The organism is [Mycobacterium] manitobense (genome assembly GCF_025821665.1).
Classification (GTDB): Bacteria; Actinomycetota; Actinomycetes; order Mycobacteriales; family Mycobacteriaceae; genus Mycobacterium; species Mycobacterium arseniciresistens.
Window position 1 is genome coordinate 33,231 of record NZ_JACKSJ010000072.1, and the last position, 16,344, is coordinate 49,574.

16 protein-coding genes are annotated in these 16,344 nt (G+C 69.3%); 7 read left to right on the forward strand and 9 right to left on the reverse strand.

Annotated elements, in window-relative coordinates:
- The first annotated feature begins 14 nt into the window (after positions 1 to 14).
- Complete coding sequence (locus H7I41_RS09870; protein ID WP_264012396.1) at positions 15 to 1,253, forward strand: aminodeoxychorismate synthase component I; 1,239 nt, start codon at positions 15 to 17, stop codon at positions 1,251 to 1,253.
- Here H7I41_RS09870 and rsmI read toward each other — a convergent pair.
- Positions 1,223 to 2,062: a 16S rRNA (cytidine(1402)-2'-O)-methyltransferase gene (gene rsmI, locus H7I41_RS09875; protein WP_264012397.1), complete on the reverse strand. Its 840-nt coding sequence runs from the start codon at positions 2,060 to 2,062 to the stop codon at positions 1,223 to 1,225. The genes H7I41_RS09870 and rsmI overlap by 31 nt on opposite strands.
- A gap of 24 nt (positions 2,063 to 2,086) precedes the next feature.
- Between rsmI and H7I41_RS09880 the strand changes: the two genes are divergently transcribed.
- Positions 2,087 to 3,628, forward strand: a complete 1,542-nt coding sequence (locus H7I41_RS09880) for a dolichyl-phosphate-mannose--protein mannosyltransferase (RefSeq protein WP_264012398.1) — start codon at positions 2,087 to 2,089, stop codon at positions 3,626 to 3,628.
- A gap of 140 nt (positions 3,629 to 3,768) precedes the next feature.
- Positions 3,769 to 4,623, forward strand: coding sequence for a putative endonuclease domain-containing protein (locus tag H7I41_RS09885; RefSeq protein ID WP_264012399.1), 855 nt, complete (start codon positions 3,769 to 3,771; stop codon positions 4,621 to 4,623).
- A gap of 50 nt (positions 4,624 to 4,673) precedes the next feature.
- Here the strand turns inward: H7I41_RS09885 and arcA are convergent, their stop codons facing one another.
- The gene (gene arcA / locus H7I41_RS09890) at positions 4,674 to 5,882 is read right to left on the reverse strand and encodes an arginine deiminase (RefSeq protein WP_308214600.1); all 1,209 of its coding nucleotides are present in this window, start codon (positions 5,880 to 5,882) and stop codon (positions 4,674 to 4,676) included.
- 45 nt (positions 5,883 to 5,927) lie between these two features.
- On the opposite strand from arcA, the gene soxR reads away from it, so the two are divergent.
- A complete protein-coding gene (gene soxR / locus H7I41_RS09895) occupies positions 5,928 to 6,359 on the forward strand; it encodes a redox-sensitive transcriptional activator SoxR (RefSeq protein ID WP_302913328.1) in 432 nt (143 codons plus the stop codon).
- A gap of 33 nt (positions 6,360 to 6,392) precedes the next feature.
- Complete coding sequence (locus H7I41_RS09900; protein WP_264012400.1) at positions 6,393 to 6,989, forward strand: alpha-ketoglutarate-dependent dioxygenase AlkB; 597 nt, start codon at positions 6,393 to 6,395, stop codon at positions 6,987 to 6,989.
- A 4-nt stretch (positions 6,990 to 6,993) separates the two neighbouring features.
- On the opposite strand, the gene H7I41_RS09905 is transcribed toward H7I41_RS09900, so the two are convergent.
- Both H7I41_RS09905 and H7I41_RS09910 read right to left on the reverse strand, forming a co-directional pair.
- On the reverse strand, positions 6,994 to 7,644 hold the full coding sequence (locus H7I41_RS09905; RefSeq protein WP_264012401.1) for a DUF5642 family protein: 651 nt from the start codon (positions 7,642 to 7,644) through the stop codon (positions 6,994 to 6,996).
- 28 nt (positions 7,645 to 7,672) lie between these two features.
- Positions 7,673 to 8,332: a DUF5642 family protein gene (locus H7I41_RS09910; protein WP_264012402.1), complete on the reverse strand. Its 660-nt coding sequence runs from the start codon at positions 8,330 to 8,332 to the stop codon at positions 7,673 to 7,675.
- 122 nt (positions 8,333 to 8,454) lie between these two features.
- On the opposite strand from H7I41_RS09910, the gene H7I41_RS09915 reads away from it, so the two are divergent.
- Entirely contained in the window at positions 8,455 to 8,736 is a 282-nt protein-coding gene (locus tag H7I41_RS09915) for a hypothetical protein (RefSeq protein ID WP_264012403.1), read from the forward strand.
- Between the two features lies 1 nt (position 8,737).
- On the opposite strand, the gene H7I41_RS09920 is transcribed toward H7I41_RS09915, so the two are convergent.
- Entirely contained in the window at positions 8,738 to 10,363 is a 1,626-nt protein-coding gene (locus tag H7I41_RS09920; RefSeq protein WP_264012404.1) for a PE-PPE domain-containing protein, read from the reverse strand.
- 381 nt (positions 10,364 to 10,744) lie between these two features.
- Here H7I41_RS09920 and lpqN point away from each other — a divergent pair, with 381 nt between their 5' ends.
- Positions 10,745 to 11,449, forward strand: a complete 705-nt coding sequence (lpqN, locus tag H7I41_RS09925; RefSeq protein ID WP_264012405.1) for an envelope biogenesis lipoprotein LpqN — start codon at positions 10,745 to 10,747, stop codon at positions 11,447 to 11,449.
- Positions 11,450 to 11,452: 3 nt separating this feature from the next.
- Here the strand turns inward: lpqN and H7I41_RS09930 are convergent, their stop codons facing one another.
- The 4 genes from H7I41_RS09930 to H7I41_RS09945 all read right to left on the reverse strand — a co-directional run.
- Positions 11,453 to 12,298, reverse strand: coding sequence for a shikimate 5-dehydrogenase (locus tag H7I41_RS09930; protein WP_264012406.1), 846 nt, complete (start codon positions 12,296 to 12,298; stop codon positions 11,453 to 11,455).
- Positions 12,295 to 13,293 (reverse strand): acetyltransferase Pat, encoded by a 999-nt coding sequence (gene pat / locus H7I41_RS09935; RefSeq protein WP_264012407.1) that lies wholly within the window; start codon positions 13,291 to 13,293, stop codon positions 12,295 to 12,297. The genes H7I41_RS09930 and pat overlap by 4 nt, the downstream gene beginning before the upstream one ends.
- A gap of 65 nt (positions 13,294 to 13,358) precedes the next feature.
- Positions 13,359 to 15,236 carry a putative bifunctional diguanylate cyclase/phosphodiesterase gene (locus H7I41_RS09940; RefSeq protein ID WP_264012408.1) on the reverse strand — a complete coding sequence of 626 codons (1,878 nt, stop codon included), beginning with the start codon at positions 15,234 to 15,236 and terminating at the stop codon, positions 13,359 to 13,361.
- A 24-nt stretch (positions 15,237 to 15,260) separates the two neighbouring features.
- Positions 15,261 to 16,344 (reverse strand): nitroreductase family protein (locus tag H7I41_RS09945; protein ID WP_505011362.1); only part of this gene is annotated, 1,084 nt, incomplete at its 5' end.

Genomic DNA, 16,344 nt, shown 5'->3' on the forward strand with positions numbered 1-16,344 from the left:
GTCAGGCTTCACGGGTGCGGATCGAGCGGCTCGGGGACCTCGGCGACGCGCCCACGGTGCTGGCCGCCGTCGCCGGCGCCGCCACCCGCCGCGGCCTGCCGCCGCCCGCTGCGCTGATCGGCGACTGGTTCGGCTCTCGCGCGGTGATCGCGCCGAGCGTCGACGTGCAGCCGGTGGCGGCCGATTCGGTGTTCGACGTCGCGGCGGGTGACGGTTCGACGGTCGGCGGCGGCTGGTTCGGCTACCTGTCCTATCCCGATCCGGGCGCGGACGGCCTCGGTGGGCGGATCCCCGAGGCGGCCGGCGGCTGGTCCGACTGCGTGCTCCGCCAGGACGTCGACGGCGCGTGGTGGTACGAGAGTCTCTCCGAGACAGCGCTTCCCGAGTGGATCAGCTACGGGTTGCATGGCCCCGCCGCGGCAGCAGGCGCCGACATCGGGTGGCAGTCGCCCGATCGCGAGACCCACCGCACCGGTGTGCTCGCCTGCCTCGAGGCGATCGCCGCGGGTGAGGTGTACCAGGCGTGCGTGTGCACCCGGTTCGCCGGCCGGTTGCGCGGCGGCCCAATGGATTTCTTCGTCGACACCGTGACGCGGACTGAGCCCGCACGGGCGGCGTACCTGGCGGGCGAGTGGGGCGCGGTGGCGTCCTTCTCGCCCGAGTTGTTCCTGCGCCGGCACGGGACGACGGTGACGTCGAGCCCGATCAAGGGCACACTCCCGCGCACCGCCGACCCCGCCGCACTGCTGTCGTCGGTGAAGGACGTCGCCGAGAACATCATGATCGTCGACCTGGTCCGCAACGACCTCGGACGGGTCGCCGACATCGGCACCGTCACCGTGCCGGATCTGCTGTCCGTCCGGCCGGCGCCCGGGGTATGGCATCTGGTGTCCACGGTCTCGGCGCAGGTCGGCCCTGACGTGCCGATGGCGGCGCTGCTGGACGCCACGTTCCCGCCGGCATCGGTGACCGGCACACCGAAGGAGCGGGCGCGCGGGCTGCTGAGGTCCTGGGAGCCGCATCGCCGCGGCATCTACTGCGGGACAATCGGGCTGGCGTCACCGGTGGGCGGGTGCGAGCTCAACGTGGCGATCCGGACCGTGGAGATCGACGCCGCGGGACACGCGGTGCTCGGGGTCGGCGGCGGCATCACCGCGGACTCCGACCCGGACCGCGAGTGGGACGAATGCCTGCATAAGGCAGCATCGATCGTCGACCCCGATCACTCCCGCGAGCGCAGCACCGCGTCGTAGAGCTCGCGGCGCGACGGCGACCCCGGATGCGCCGCCACCACCTGCGCACAGGCGTCCTTCACCCGCATCCCCTCGTCGACGAGTGCGGTCACCTCCGCGACGAGCGTCGCCTCGTCGGCCTGCGGCACCGCCCCGGCCAGCACCACCGTGATCTCGCCTAGCACGCCGTCCTCCGCCCAGTCGACGAGTTCGCTCAGCGACCCGCGGACGATCTCCTCGTGGGTCTTGGTCAGCTCCCGGCACACCACGGCGCGGCGCTGCCCGCCGAGCGCCTCGGCCGCGTCGCGCAGGGTGACGGCCAGGCGCCGCGGCGACTCGAAGAACACGCAGGTGCGCGGTTCGGCGGCCAGGGCGGCGAACCAGGACACCCGCGCGGCGTGCTTGCGCGGCGCGAATCCCTCGAAGCAGAACCGGTCGGACGGCAACCCGGACACCGCGAGCGCCGTCGTGACCGCCGACGGCCCGGGCAGGCAGCTCACCGGCAGACCGGCGTCGACACAGGCCGAGACCAGCCGGTATCCGGGATCGTTGATCAGCGGCATGCCCGCGTCGCTGACCACCAGCACCGTCGCCCCGGAGCGGATGGCGTCGAGCAGGCCGGGGATGCGCGTCGCCTCGTTCTGGTCGAACAGGCTGACCACCTTGCCGGCGATCCGGACCTCGAGCGCCTGAGCGAGGGTGCGCACCCGCCGAGTGTCCTCGGCCGCGACGATGTCGACGCTGCTCAACGCGGTGATCAGGCGGGCGGACGCATCCGTGGGCAAACCCAGGGGCGTGGCGCCGAGCAGTAGTCGACCAGGATTCGTCACAGCCGACAGCCTACGATCGCTGTCGTGACCGCCCCCGCCACCGAAGCGCCGCGCGCGGTCCCCGTCATCAGTCCGGCGCCATTGACACCGCCCGCGGACTTCGGTCCGCTGGACCGGCTGTCGGGGTGGGCGATGACCGCCGTGGTCACGGCGCTGGCCGCGGTGACGAGGTTCCTCAACCTCGGCTCACCCACCGACGCGGGCACCCCGATCTTCGACGAGAAGCACTATGCGCCGCAGGCGTGGCAGATGCTGCACAACCACGGCATCGAGGACAACCCCGGCTACGGACTGGTGGTGCACCCGCCGGTCGGCAAACAACTGATCGCGATCGGTGAGGCGCTGTTCGGCTACAACGGCCTGGGCTGGCGGTTCTCCGGCGCGGTGTGCGGTGTGATCGTGGTGCTGCTGGTGGCCCGGATCGGGCGGCGAATCAGCCGGTCCACGATCGTCGGCGGTATCGCCGGGCTGTTGCTGATCGCCGACGGGGTGAGCTTCGTGGCGTCCCGGACGGCGCTGCTCGACGGGTTCCTGGTGGTGTTCGTGGTGGCGGCGTTCGGCTGCCTGATCGTCGACCGCGACCAGGTTCGAGAGCGGATGCACATCGCGATGCTCGAGGGCCGGATCGGTGAGACGACGTGGGGCCCACGGCTCGGCGTGCGGTGGTGGCGGTTCGGCGCCGGGGTGCTGCTCGGATTGGCCTGTGCGACCAAATGGTCGGGCCTGTATTTCGTGATGTTCTTCGGCGTGATGACGCTGGCGTTCGACATCGCGGCGCGCAGGCAGTACCGGGTGCGGCGGCCGTGGCGGGGAGCGCTGCGCCGCGACCTCGGACCGTCGCTGTACGCGATGGTGCTGATTCCGTTCGGCGTCTACCTGGCGTCGTACACGCCGTGGTTCGCCTCGGAGACCGGGGTGAACCGGCACCAGGTGGGGCAGGCCATCGGCGAGGACAGCGTGCTGCCGATACCTGATGCGCTGCGGTCGCTCTGGTACTACACGCATGCCGCGTACCGGTTCCACTCCGGACTCACCAACGCCGACGGCAACCACCATCCGTGGGAGTCCAAGCCGTGGGCGTGGCCGATGTCGTTGCGGCCCGTGCTCTATGCGATCGACAACCAGGATGTGGCGGGCTGCGGCGCGCAGTCGTGCGTCAAGGCCGTGATGCTGGTCGGCACGCCCGCGATGTGGTTCATCGCGGTGCCGGTGCTCGGCTGGTCGGTGTGGCGGGCGTTCGTCAAACGGGACTGGCGCTACGCGGTGATCCTGGTGGGCTACTCGGCGGGCTTCCTGCCGTGGTTCGCCGACATCGACCGGCAGATGTACTTCTTCTACGCCGCGGTGATGGCGCCGTTCCTCGTGCTGGCCATCGCGATGATCCTCGGCGACATCCTGCACAAGCCCCGCCAGAACGCCGAGCGGCGAACGCTGGGGCTGCTGGTGGTGAGCATCTACGTGGCGCTCGTCATCACGAACTTCGCGTGGATGTACCCGATCCTGACGGGGATTCCGATCTCGCAGTCGACGTGGAACATGCAGATCTGGCTGCCCAGCTGGCGCTAGCGATTTAGTTTGGCGCCGAGACTGGCGCCGCCGAAGCTGGTTTTTGCATCCAGGGCTGCTGCGCGCCGCTATCCACAGCCCTGTGCGCAAAAATCCGCTCAGCCGGCCGAATTGTCGGCACGGGCGGCGACCATCGCGGCATGCACGAGGTGGTGATCGGCGGCGAAGTGCTGGCGCTCGGCACGCTCACCCGCGGTCAACTCCGGTGGAACTACCGTCCGCTCTTCCCCGGTGTCTACGCGCCGAAGGCCGCGACGTTGACTCTGCAGGCGAGAACTGCCGGCGCCTGGTTGTGGTCCGGACGCAACGGCGTCATCGCAGGGCGTGCCGCCGCGGCGCTGCACGGAGCGCGATGGGTGGACGCAGCCACGCCGATCGAGTTGATCTGGAGCTCCGGCCGACCGCCGCCGGGTGTCACGGTGCGCAATGAGCGCATCGACGGCGACGAAATCGTCCACATCGCCGGTCTTCCCGTGACGAACCTGCAGCGCACGGCACTCGATCTGGCGAGATGTCTCCCCCGCAACGCGGCTGTCCGACACCTCGACGCGCTCGCCCACGCGTCCGGAGTCACGGCGGTCGACGCGCTCGAAGCGGCCGAGCGTCATCCGCGGGCCCGGGGCCTGCCGCGAGCGCGTGTGGCCCTCGACCTGATGGACGGCGGCGCACAGTCACCGAGAGAGACGGCGCTGCGGCTCATGCTCATCGATGACGGCCTACCTCGCCCGCGCACCCAGATCCTCGTGAGCGACGGGTTCGCGGACGCCTACATCGACATGGGTTACGACGAGCCGAAAGTCGGCCTCGACTACGAGGGCGCGCACCACCTCGATGATCGCGGTCAGTACGTCTACGACATCGGCAGGGCTGAACTCATCGAGGGCCAGGGCTGGATCGACATCAAAGTGGTGAAGGAGCACAGCAGGCTGTTCACGCTGCGACGCGTCCGCGACGCTTTCGCACGACGCGGGTGGGCTCCTCGTTATTGCGCGTAGGGCTGTGCTTTCGACGCCACAACATCCCTACACGCAAAAACGCGCCACACTTAAAGCGGGTCGCGCGCCGCCGGACACGACATGCAGCGCGGGCCGCCGCGGCCGGTGCCCAGCTCCGACGCCGCGATCGACAGCACCTCGATGCCCGAGTCGCCAAGGCGCGCGTTGGTTTCGACGTTGCGTTCGTAGGCGACGAGCACGCCGGGGGCGACGGCGAGGGTGTTGTTGCCGTCGTCCCACTGCTCACGCTCGGCCGTCACCGGGTCGAGGCCGGTGTCGATCACCCGCAAGCGCTCGATGCCCATGGCCGCGGCCGCGGCGGTGACGAACGGCGCGGCGTCGTCGATTCGCACCCCGCCGCTGCCGTTGCGGTGGATCGTGAACGCCGACAGCGTGTCCTTGATGTTGGGGTACATCACGACGGCGTCGACGTCGACCATCGTGCACACCGTGTCGAGATGCATCTGCGCGCGCTCCTGCGCGATCGGCACCGCCAGCACGGTGTGCGCCAGGTCGTCGTCGAACAGGCTGCGCGCCAAGGCTTCCGCGCCGGCCGGCGTGGTCCGCTCCCCTACGCCGACGGCGACGACGCCCTTCGCCAGCAGCAGCACGTCGCCGCCCTCGACCGGCGCCGAGCGTGACTCGTAGGCCCGCCGCACCCCGAGGAACCGCGGATGATGCGCGTAGATGAGGTCGGTGAGCGACGTCTCGCGCACCCGCGCCGGCAGTGCCAGCGACGTGATCGCCACCCGCGGCCCTATCCAGAACGACGAGTCGCGGGTGAACAGCAGATTGGGCAGCGGGTCGATGACGAAGTCACCGCCGTGATGCATGCGGCGCACGAGCGAGAACTCACCGCCGGCCAGCGGCAACTCGTTGAACGTCATCCCCGCCATCAGCACATGCGCCAGCGCCGCCGGTTCGAGTGTGCGCAGATACGCCGACAGTTCGTGCGCCAGCGGAATGCCCAGCCGTCGCGGGTCGACCGCCGCCGCGATGCCGTGCATCCGGGCCGCTCCGCTGACCAGCGCCTCCGACAGCAGTTCGGCCAGCAGCAGCACCTCCACCCCGCGCGAGCGCAGCAGGTCGGCGAACGCATCGTGCTCCTGCTGCGCCTTGGCCACCCACGGCAGTCCGTCGAACAGGAGTGCGTCGTTGTTGCGCGGTGTGAGCCGCTGCAGTTCCGCGCCGGGGCGGTGCAGGATGACGACGCGCAGCGGACCGACCTCGGAATCGGAGCCCAACACGGTGCCGGTCACATCTAGCACCGTAGCGCCAAACGTCACCTCAACTATTGTTCAGGTGTGGACACGCACGAGTTGACACCGGGCGAGATGGCCGAGCGCAGCGGCGTTGCGGTGTCGGCATTGCACTTCTACGAGCGCGAAGGCCTGATCCAGAGCCGGCGAACGTCGGGCAACCAGCGGCGCTACGCGCGTGAGACCCTGCGGCGCGTCGCGTTCATCCGGATGTCGCAACGCCTGGGCATCCCACTCGCCCGCATCCGGGACGCGCTGCGGACGCTGCCCAACGACCGCGTCCCCACCAGCAAGGACTGGGCCAGGCTCTCGGCGGGCTGGCGCCAGGACATCGACGACCGCATCCTGCATCTGGAGCGACTGCGCGACAACCTGGCCGGGTGCATCGGCTGCGGCTGCCTCAGCCTGAAGACCTGCATCCTGTCCAATCCCGGCGACGTACTCGCCGAACAGGGACCCGGCGCCGTTCGACTCTGAGATTTCGAACGGGTGTGCGATACACTCGCGAACATGGAGGTGGCCCTTCAGGACTCGCTGTTCGAGCACGCCGAACGCCGCCAGCTCGGAAACGGAGCCTGGCTCGACGTGCGATCCGGCTGGTTGACCGACGCCGACACCCTCTTCGAAGAACTCCGCGACGCCGTGCCGTGGCGTGCGGAGCGCCGCCAGATGTACGACCGGGTGCTCGACGTCCCCCGGCTGGTCAGCTTCCACAACCTGCTCGACGGGCCGGTGCCGCACCCGCGGCTCAAGCAGCTGCGCCGGCGCCTCAACGACACCTACGGCGGCGAGCTCGGCGAACCATTCACCACGGCGGGACTCTGCCTGTACCGGGACGGTAACGACAGCGTCGCCTGGCACGGCGACACCATCGGCCGCAGCAGCAGTCAGGACACGATGGTCGCCATCGTCGGCCTCGGCGCCACCCGGGTGTTCGCGCTGCGTCCCCGCGGCGGCGGACGGTCACTGCGGCTGCATCACCACCACGGCGACCTGCTGGTGATGGGCGGGTCATGTCAGCGGACCTGGGAGCATGCGGTGCCGAAGACCACGAGGCCGACGGGACCGCGGATCAGCATCCAGTTCCGCCCGCACGACGTGCGGTGATCCCTCACCCGCGTACGGCTGCGACCGCCGCGGTCAGCAGGTCGCGGGCCCGCTGCGTGTTCACCGGCGCGACCGGTTTGCCGGGCACCACCAACGGGTTCGCGGTGACGATCACCAAGTAGTCGTCGAAGCTGGCGACGTAGTTGTACAGCTCCCCGGTGCGCGGCTGCCTGTCGACGATCGTCTGCAGCACGCGGTGGGTGCCCCGTGTCGTCACGCCCTCGATCTGCGGGACGTCGACGGTCTCGGCCAGCCCGCGGAACTGCCCACCCGCGAACTCGACCTTCTTGCAGTTCTCCCCGGGGTCCGCGGACGGCACCGGCTCGGAGGTCTCGACGGCCATCGCGATGAAGCGGTTGCCCTCACCCTCGGCGAAGGTGGCGGCCATGTTGCCCTTGAGCCCCTCGGGCATCAGCTGACCCTCGGCGAACTCGGCGCAGTCCGGCGGCGTGAAGGCAATGCCCGCGGGCAGCTTCTGGGGCGCGAGCAGCTTCGGGTCGATGCCGCTCGACGGCACGTTCGTCACCTTGAACTCCGGGCCGAAACTCGACCCGACCTGGTCGATCCGGTTGATGTCCGCGGTCGGCTCGCCGGATCCGCATGCGGCGAGCAGCACGGCGAGGCCGGCGACGATCGTCGCCCTCAGAAGCAGCATCGGCGCCAATCTACCCGCCGCCGGGCGGTCAACCCCGCAACGCCGCCACGGTTTTCGTCAGCAGGGCCGCGGCGACGCCCGCGTCGAGCGGAGTCTGGACCGAACCCGGATCGGTCACCACGGCGACCACCACCACGTGGCCGTCGACGAACGCGTACGTCGTGTCGGCGTGTGAACGCGTTGCGGTGCCGCCCTCGACGGTGGTGACCACGTCGGCGGCCATGGCGAGGGTGGCGGCGCCTTCGACCGCCGGCGCGTCGACGCGGCTGACCGTGCCCGACGTGGGTCCCGCCGCCAACGTCCACCGCGTGCAGCCGTCGACGAGCGCCGGATCCGGCGCCACCGCGCCGTCCGCCGCGAAGGTGTAGACGATGCCGCCGCCACCCGATGCCGACCACCCCCTCAGCGAGGCGGCGTCGAGCGCAGGATCGGCCAACGCACCGCACTGCGGCGGATCGGCGATCCACCCGGGACCAAAACCCCACAGCGCCACCGGAGCAGGCCGGTCGGTGAGATCGGCCACCTCGTAGCCGGCGGGCAGTTCGGCCCGGACCCGGTCGACCCGTGCCGGGTTGACCACGCCGACCGTCGGGGTGGACGAGGCGATGGCCGCAGGTGGCGCCTCGGCCGGCGCGGCACAGGCCGCCAGACACAGCACCGTCGGTGCGACGGCCGCGTAGAGGCGCACGCGCCGTTGATACCACAGCCGACCCGCTGAAAACGGCCGAGCACGCCTGCGCCCTCAAATTCGTTCGGAATCAATTCGATTGAAACCACGTTTACAAGATCAGAACTCGAAAGGCATCACAAATGAACAAGTTGTACCTCGCCGCGATCGTGGGCGGGACGATGGCCGCACTGGCACTCGGGACGCCCACCGCGTTGGCCGCACCGGCCGGTGTCGGGTCGGCCGAGGAGACCGCCGCGGTGCTCGAGCGCAGTGGCTACCGAGTGGTCGTGGACAAGGTCGGCGATCTACCGCTGGACCAGTGCTCGGTGGCCGCCGTGCAACCCGGCGGGGGCCCGACACAGCCGATGAGCACAGAGGGCCACGGCGAGTCGGCCACGCTGTTGCTCACCGCGAAGTGCTGACTCAGGCGGCGGCGCCCTTGTTGTCCGGAGAGTTCGACGGATCGTCGGTCTTCGCGTCGCCGGACTCAGGTGCGGTGCCGGTATTCGAGCGTTCCGGACGCTGACCTGTCAGCCGCTTGACGAAGTTCCGCAGATGACTTCCCGGGCGGCGCTCCGAGCGCGGCTTGGGATTTTCCTGCTCATCGCCGGTGTTGTCGCGCTCCCGGAAGAACGTGTGCAGATTGCCGCGCGACTGTGGATCCTCTGCCGCCTTCGGCACTTCCGCCTTCGGAGTCTCGGGCGTGCTCGCGGCCGCTGGGACAGTTGCCTGCGTGGTCGGCTCCTCGTCGGCGATCTCGGTATCGGCTGTCAGCGAACCGGTTTCGGCAAGCGGCTCGACTTCCTCGGACGTCGTAGGATCGGGCTTGCCCAGCGGGATGAACCCCACCGGTGCACCCTCGAGATCCTCGTCCTCGCCACCGACGCCGTAGATTCCGGCCGGTTGCGTGCCGAGCGGCCGCTCGCCGGTGAGCTCCTCGATACCGTCGTCGATGCCGACGGGGATCGAGGCCAGCAGGTTGGCCAAGAACCTCGGGTTGATCACGGGCACCAGCTGTGCCGGCACCGGCTCTCCCGGGCTGATGTCGCGACGGTAAGCCGTCTCGATGAGCACGCGCAGCGGTGCGTCGATGACCTTCAGCAGCGCGCGCGGCACACCGAGCTGCTCGAGCGGCATCAGCAGCGGCAGGAGGTCGGCGCCGACCATGTAGTAGTGGGTGTCCCCGAACTGCCCCTGATCCTCGTCGACTTCGTCCATGCCGGCATAGGGCATGTCGCCGTGCAGCATCAGGTAAGCGGCCAGTGAGTTCAGCGTCGCCAGCAGGTTGAGCGGGTAGAGCGGGAAGTCGCCGCCGAGGGCGTCGTACTGCTGCGCCACGTCGACGGTCGGCAGATGGCAGGTGTCGCCTTCGCAGCTGTCGGTCGGCGTTGCGCCGTCCATGGTGACACCGAGGATCGGGATCGACAGCCCGTGGAACCGCATGAGCACACCGCCGTTGGGACGGTTGGGGTTCGACAGGAGCAGGAACGAGACATCCGGCGTCTCTTCACCGGCGATCCAGTCGTCGCGGTACTCGTCGATCAGCCGTTGCTTCTCCATCGACGCGATGCGGGCACTCTGCGAGTAGCCGACGATCACCCACTCGTCGTTGACGCCGGGGTCGGGCTCGGTCACCACATGCGAGTCGCAGCCGGTGGTCATGCAGCCGTCGAGGTTGTCCGCACCCTCGGCCACCGAGTCGTCGAAGGTCTTCGAGCCGACGACCGGGAAGAACTCCTCGGGCGTGTAGACGGCCACCAGGCGGTACGGCTCGTTCGATTCGGCGTCTCGGTCGCCTTCGGTCGGTTCGAGGTAGTTGTCCTGCATCGAGTCGAGGTAGTCCCTCACCCACTGCTCGTCAGCGGTCAACGGATCATTGCTGACGCCGTCGTGGTTGGACTGCACCAGCGGGTGTTCGGTGCCGCCCATGATGAGTGCGGTGGTGGCCAGTAGTTGGACCATCGACGGCAGAGGTGACGCCAGACCGAATGTGACCGCCGCTGCGACGGCTCCCCCGGCCAGTCCCAGCGAACGAAGTTTTGTGCGCATACGCGAGTGCCCCCATGAAGTACCAGCAATGATTTCCCCGGAGCCCAGTAATGACGCCGGAGTCAATCGACAGCCGCTTCGTGCTGGGCAAACCCATTTTCTCATCGGATTCTCAGGTTGCCAACGGACATCGGCGAAGTTTTCGGCTACCGACCACAAGTACTTTCCACAGGAAATACCGCACTGCCCGCTACCAGCCACAGCAAGTGAACAGTGGCCGATTTTCGGAATCGGTTCAGAAGGGTGGTCCCGGCGGCGGACGCGCCGGAACTCTCCAATCGAGTTCCAATCGCCGTCGGCTAACCTGCCCGGCGATTCAGCATTCGTCGGGCATTTGCCAGTCGTAGGCTCTTGCCGACATCAGAATTGACGGGAGAACTCATGAAGAATTCGCGGCGCGCGAGTGGCGTGGCCATCGCTGCGGTGACCCTCGGTCTGGCACTGGTCGGGTGCGGGTCCGACACCGCCACCGAGCCGAGTGCGGCCAAGGAGACCTCGTCGAAGGCGACCTCGAAATCCGAGACGACCAAGGCCGCTCCGGAGACCTCGCCCGCGCCGGCCGACGGCGCCAACTACACGATCGTCGACTACATCAAGGAGAACCAGATCGTCGAGACGCCGATCCACCGCGGCGATCCGGGCTCGCCGGCTCTCGACCTGCCGATCCCGCCCGGGTGGGAGGACGCCGGTCCGAACGCGCCGGAATGGGCTTGGGGCGCAATCGTGTTCGCCGATCCCGCTGCGGCAGGCGACCCGCCGAGCGTCATCGCGCTGATGTCGAAGCTGACCGGCAACGTGGACCCGGCCAAGATCATCGAATTCGCACCGAACGAGCTGAAGAACCTCGACGGCTGGGACGGCAGCGACGGGCAGTCGAGCACGATGAGCGGCTTCGACGCGTGGCAGCTGAGCGGCACCTACGTCAAGGACGGCGCAACGCGGCTGATCGGTCAGAAGACCGTCGTGATCCCCGGCCAGGACGGCATGTACGTGCTGCAACTCAACGCCGACGGCCCCGAAGGCCAGGAGGGCCCGATGATGGACGCGATGAACCTCATCGACGAGCAGACCACCATCACCCCCTGACGGTCACGCGCGGGAGATCGCCGACGCCTCGGCGATCTGCCCGGGCGTCGGCCGCACGCCGGTGTAGCGCTCGAACTGCTCGGCAGCCTGCAGCGCAATCACCTCCGCGCCGGTGATGACCGGTACCCCGGCGTCGCGGGCGGCGGCGATGAGCGGTGTCTCCGACGGCATCGCCACCACGTCGAACACCGTCTCGGCCCGCGCGATCGTCGCAGTGTCGAAGGCACTGTCGCGTTCCTGCGGGCCGCCCGCCATGCCGACGGGTGTCACATTGACGATCACCGCGGCGATGCGCGACCCGACGTCGACGGCGTAGTCGTAGCCGAGCCGGTCCGCCAATTCGGCGCCGGTGGTGCGGTTGCGCGCCACGATGGTGCCGGTGCGGAAACCCGCGTCGCGGAAGGCGGATCCGACGGCCGCGGCCATGCCGCCGCTGCCGCGGATCAGCACCGGGGCCGCCGGGTCGAGCCCATGCTCGGCGATCAGCCGCTGCACCGCCAGGTAGTCGGTGTTCGACGCGGTGAGGCGTCCGCCGGACACCGTGACGTCGTTGACGATGGTGTTCACCGCGTTGATCGCCTGGGCCGAGGGCTCCACCTCGTCGACGAGCGCCAGCACGTCCTGTTTGAACGGCATCGACACCGAGCAACCGCGGATGCCGAGGGCGCGCACGCCACCGATGGCGGCGGCGATGTCGGTGGTGGTGAACGCCTTGTAGAGAAAATCGAGTCCGAGCACGTCGTAGAGATGGTTGTGGAACCGGGTGCCGATGTTGCTGGGCCTGCCGGCCAGCGAGATGCACAGCCGGGTGTCCTTGCTCAGCGGTGGTCTACGTGCGGCGCCGGTCATCCGACGGCCCGGATCACCTGGCGGGTGACGTCGCGGATCTGTTCGACCAGGCGCGGTTTCAGCGAGAGCCGGGACGCGTCGGGCACGGCGACGACGGTGGTGACGACGCCGAGGTCCTCACGGTGCCAGAACGCGCCGAAGCGGTCGAGGATCTTGCGCATGGGGAAATTGTCCGACAGCACGCGCGCGGAGAACCGTTGCACTCCGTCGTACGCCGCGGACACGGCGAGCGCCTCCATCAGGAATGTGCCGATCCCGCGTCCCTGATAGGCGTCTCCGACGGTGAACGCGACCTCGGCGGTGGTGGGATCGAGTTCGTCACGGACGAATCGGGCGTCGGCGACCACCGGCCCGTCGGCGCCGTCGGTCATCACCCAGACAAAATGGTCGAGGTAGTCCACCTCGAACAGGTACGCCATCAGCGCCACCGTGGGCTTCCGCACCGACTGGAACCGCCGGTAGAGCGTCTCGCTGGAGAACTCGACCGGGCCGTTGATGGTGCGCTCGTTGTCGCCGGGCAGCACCGGCCGCAGGAAGAGTTCGGTGCCGTCGCGCAGCCGCACCGGGATGGGGTCGGTGAATGCGGCCAGCCGCTGGCGGGCGATGCGCACCAGCTTGGCCATCATCGGCGGCAGGTCGAGCATGGTGGTGAACGCCTCGTGGCCTCCCACCCAGCCGGTGAGTTGATCGATCGCCACCACCGTCGCCGTGCGCGGGGTGTTCCGCAGCAGCGCGATCTCGCCGACGATCATGCCGGGCGCGAGGTCGACGACGAGCGGGTGGGTGTCGGCGGCCGCATGGGTGACCTGGGCGCGGCCGGACCCGATCAGCAGGAAGGACACCGCCTGCTCACCCTGACGCATGAGGATCTGACCTGGCGCGGCGGTCAGCGGCCGCAACTGGGCCGCCAGCGGCGCCAGAGCGTCAATGGGGCAGCCGGCAAAGAATTCCAGTGCCGCGAGTTCGTCCACGCGGACGGCTGTCGCACCGGCCACGCCCCGAGGCTACGGCCTGCCCCTCCGACCGGCAACCACCGTGACGATCGCCGCGCCCGTCGCGATCAGCTCTCCGGGAGCCGACCGTTGTCCGGGGACGGCTGCACGTCCGTGTGGTGCACCGGTACCGCACCAGCGGCCAGCAGGGCCGCCATCGCGTCACCGGGGACCGGTCTCGAGAAGAGGAAGCCCTGCGCCCGCCAACAACCAAGGTCCATCAGCGTTTTCGCGGCGAACTCGGTCTCGACGCCTTCGGCGACGACGTCGAGGCCGAACGCGTCGGCCAGCGCCATGATCGCCCGGACGATCGCCAGGTCGTGCGGGTTGCTACCCAGGTCACGGACGAAACCGCGATCGATCTTGACCGTGTCGACGGGCAGCGACTTGAGGTGTGTCAGCACGCTGTACCCGGTGCCGAAGTCGTCGATCGCAATCTTCACGCCGACGTCGCGCAGGCCGGCCAGCGTGTTGCGGGTGGCTTCGATGTCCTGGACCACAACGCTTTCGGTGATCTCCAGGCAGAGGTTGGCGGGGTCGAGCCCGCAGTGGCCGAGAGTCCGGGCGACGATGTCGACGAACCCGTGCGACACCAGTTGCACCGGCGAGACGTTCACGCGAAGCACGATGTCGAGGCCGAGGCCCTTGCGCCGCCACGCGGTGAACTCCTCGCAGGCCATCCGCAGCACGCGTCGCCCGAGCCGGCCGGCCAGGTTGATGGATTCGGCGACGCCGATGAACGAGTCGGGCAGCAGCAGCCCCCGCGTCGGGTGCTGCCACCGCACCAGCGCCTCGGTGGCCAGGATCCGCCCGGTGCGCATGTCGATCTCGGGCAGATAGTGCAGCACCAGAGCGCCGTCGACGTCGATCACCTCCTCGAGGCGCAACTCGACGTCGTTGATGAGGGCCTGCTTCTCAGACTGGGCGGGGGTGAGCACCGAGACGTTGTTGCCACCGGCGCTCTTCGCCGACAGCGCCGCCTGATCCGCCCAGCGCAGCACGTCGGAGGTGCTGTCACGGCCCGCCATTCCCACCGCGACACCGATGCTGACGGTGCGGGTGAGCGTCTCGCCGTCGATCACCACCCGCTTCTGCAGCCTGGTCTGCAGTTCCCTGGCGTAGAGCTCCGCGTCGTCGGCGTCCATTGCCTTCTCGGGCATCACCAGGAACTCGTCGCCGCCGATGCGCGCGAGGGTGGCGGGACCGTCCACGGCTTCGCGCAGGCGATCGGCGAAGACCTTGATGAACGTATCGCCGGCCTTGTGCCCCAGGTAGTCGTTGACCGCCTTGAGCCGGTCGAGGTCGATGAACAGCACGGGCACCGATTCCTCGCGGCCGGACGTCAGCCGCCGGTCCAGTTGCTCGGTGAGCGAGCGGCGGTTCAGCAGCCCGGTCAGGTCGTCGCGCTCGGCGAGGAAGTGCAGCTGCTCCTCGGCCACGATGCGCGCCTGCAGCTGCGCGAACAGGGTGGCGATCGTCTGCAGTGCGTTGAGTTCCGCCGGCGTCCACTCACGATCGCCGAACTTGACGAACCCCAGTGTCCCCGTGGTGATCTCACCTGACAGCAGCGGCACGCAGGCCATCGAGCTGGCCGGCACCGCGGTGCCCTCCTCGATCCGGCGCTGGTAGTCGTCGTTCGCCGGCTCCGGCCGCATCACCAGCGGCGCCTTGAGGTGCTCGGCCGCCGCGAACACCGGGTCGGCGTCGACGAAGTGCACCACCCCGATCGGATCGGGGTCCGGGACGTAGGGCCGGGGCGGCCACTGCGCTATCAACTTGGTGGCGTGGATGGTGTGGTCGTTGTGCCGCAGGAAGCTGATGTCGACGCCGAGCTGTCCCACCAGGATCTCGAGCACACGTTCGCTGCTGCGCACCACGGACGTGACGTTCGCCGCCATGAGTTCAGCGGCGACCGAGGTGACGACCTCCTCGAGTGTGCGCGACACGTGTCAAACCTTACGACAGCGTGTTCACCGGGACAGGGCCCGAACGCGGTCGAGTCTGCGCCTGCTTCGCACCGATGCCGGACCCGTGGCGGCCAATCGCAGGATCAGGGCGATGGCGTCATCCGGGCCGGTGCCTGCGAGCCGCGCGAAGTCCGACGCCAGGCCGGCGAGCTCTCCGGCGAACTGTGGTGAGAGGTCGCGCAGTTCGTCATCGGAGCGGGCGTAGAGGAACACCGGCGAGACCGGCTGCACGCCGAGCCCGTGCGTCTGCGCGGCGATCCACACCGCTTCGACGGCCTCCCCTCCCGCGGCGTAGTCGCGCAGGGCATCGCCCGCCACGGTCACCACCGCGAGCGCGCAGCTCGCCCGCACCCGGTCATGGGTGTCTTCGCCGAGTGCGCTGCCCGCCTGCCAGTCCGCGAGATGCGCCATCACCTCGGGCCGCCGGAGGATGTCGAGGACGGCGAGGTCACCGGCGTCCATCTCGAGGCTCCGCACGTCGATGCCCTCGTCGAAGTCCGGGTCACCTGGCCAGCGGAGCTCGGAGATCATCTCGGCGTGCAGCCGCGGCGTCAGGTAACGGACCCGGTCCGCGGCCGCGAGAATTCCTGCCGCTCCCGCTAATTCGGTGTCCGTGGTGAGCAACCGCAGCGTTGCGCCGTGTCGGGTGGCGATCGCGCGCAGCGCCTCAGCAGTGGCCGGGTCCAGGGGTCCTGGCGTGCCGTGGTGCCGATTGCTCTCGCGGGCGAGCATGGGCCGGTACAGCTCCGCGAGGTCGGCGTCGCTGTGGTCGCCGAGTCGCAGCGTCGCCTGCAGCGGTACCCCGCCGGTGTGCTCGGTCACGGTGACGGGGCCGAGCACATCGTGCGCAGCGGCCGCGATCCTGGCGTTGAAGAGCGCCGCCCCCAGCGCGACGGCACTGCCCCGGTGACCGACGTCCATCGCCGAGGTGCATTCTGGCGCAACGTTTATGGTGAGCGCCTCGGGTGTGACGTCGATGCGCCACGGCTGCACGTTGCCGCCGGACGGCGCCCGGATCGCGGCGGCGGCGAGCACGCCGGTCAGGCCGGGCAGCGCGGGTTGGTCGGCGTCGCCCTGGTCGGGCGGC

Bases quoted from the DNA above. Each gene is read 5' to 3' on its own strand.
- lpqN (WP_264012405.1), top strand. From the start codon at position 10,745: ATGAAGAATTCGCGGCGCGCGAGTGGCGTGGCCATCGCTGCGGTGACC.
- H7I41_RS09915 (WP_264012403.1), top strand. From the start codon at position 8,455: ATGAACAAGTTGTACCTCGCCGCGATCGTGGGCGGGACGATGGCCGCA.
- H7I41_RS09900 (WP_264012400.1), top strand. From the start codon at position 6,393: ATGGAGGTGGCCCTTCAGGACTCGCTGTTCGAGCACGCCGAACGCCGC.
- H7I41_RS09920 (WP_264012404.1), bottom strand. From the start codon at position 10,363: ATGCGCACAAAACTTCGTTCGCTGGGACTGGCCGGGGGAGCCGTCGCA.
- H7I41_RS09885 (WP_264012399.1), top strand. From the start codon at position 3,769: ATGCACGAGGTGGTGATCGGCGGCGAAGTGCTGGCGCTCGGCACGCTC.
- H7I41_RS09905 (WP_264012401.1), bottom strand. From the start codon at position 7,644: ATGCTGCTTCTGAGGGCGACGATCGTCGCCGGCCTCGCCGTGCTGCTC.
- H7I41_RS09930 (WP_264012406.1), bottom strand. From the start codon at position 12,298: ATGACCGGCGCCGCACGTAGACCACCGCTGAGCAAGGACACCCGGCTG.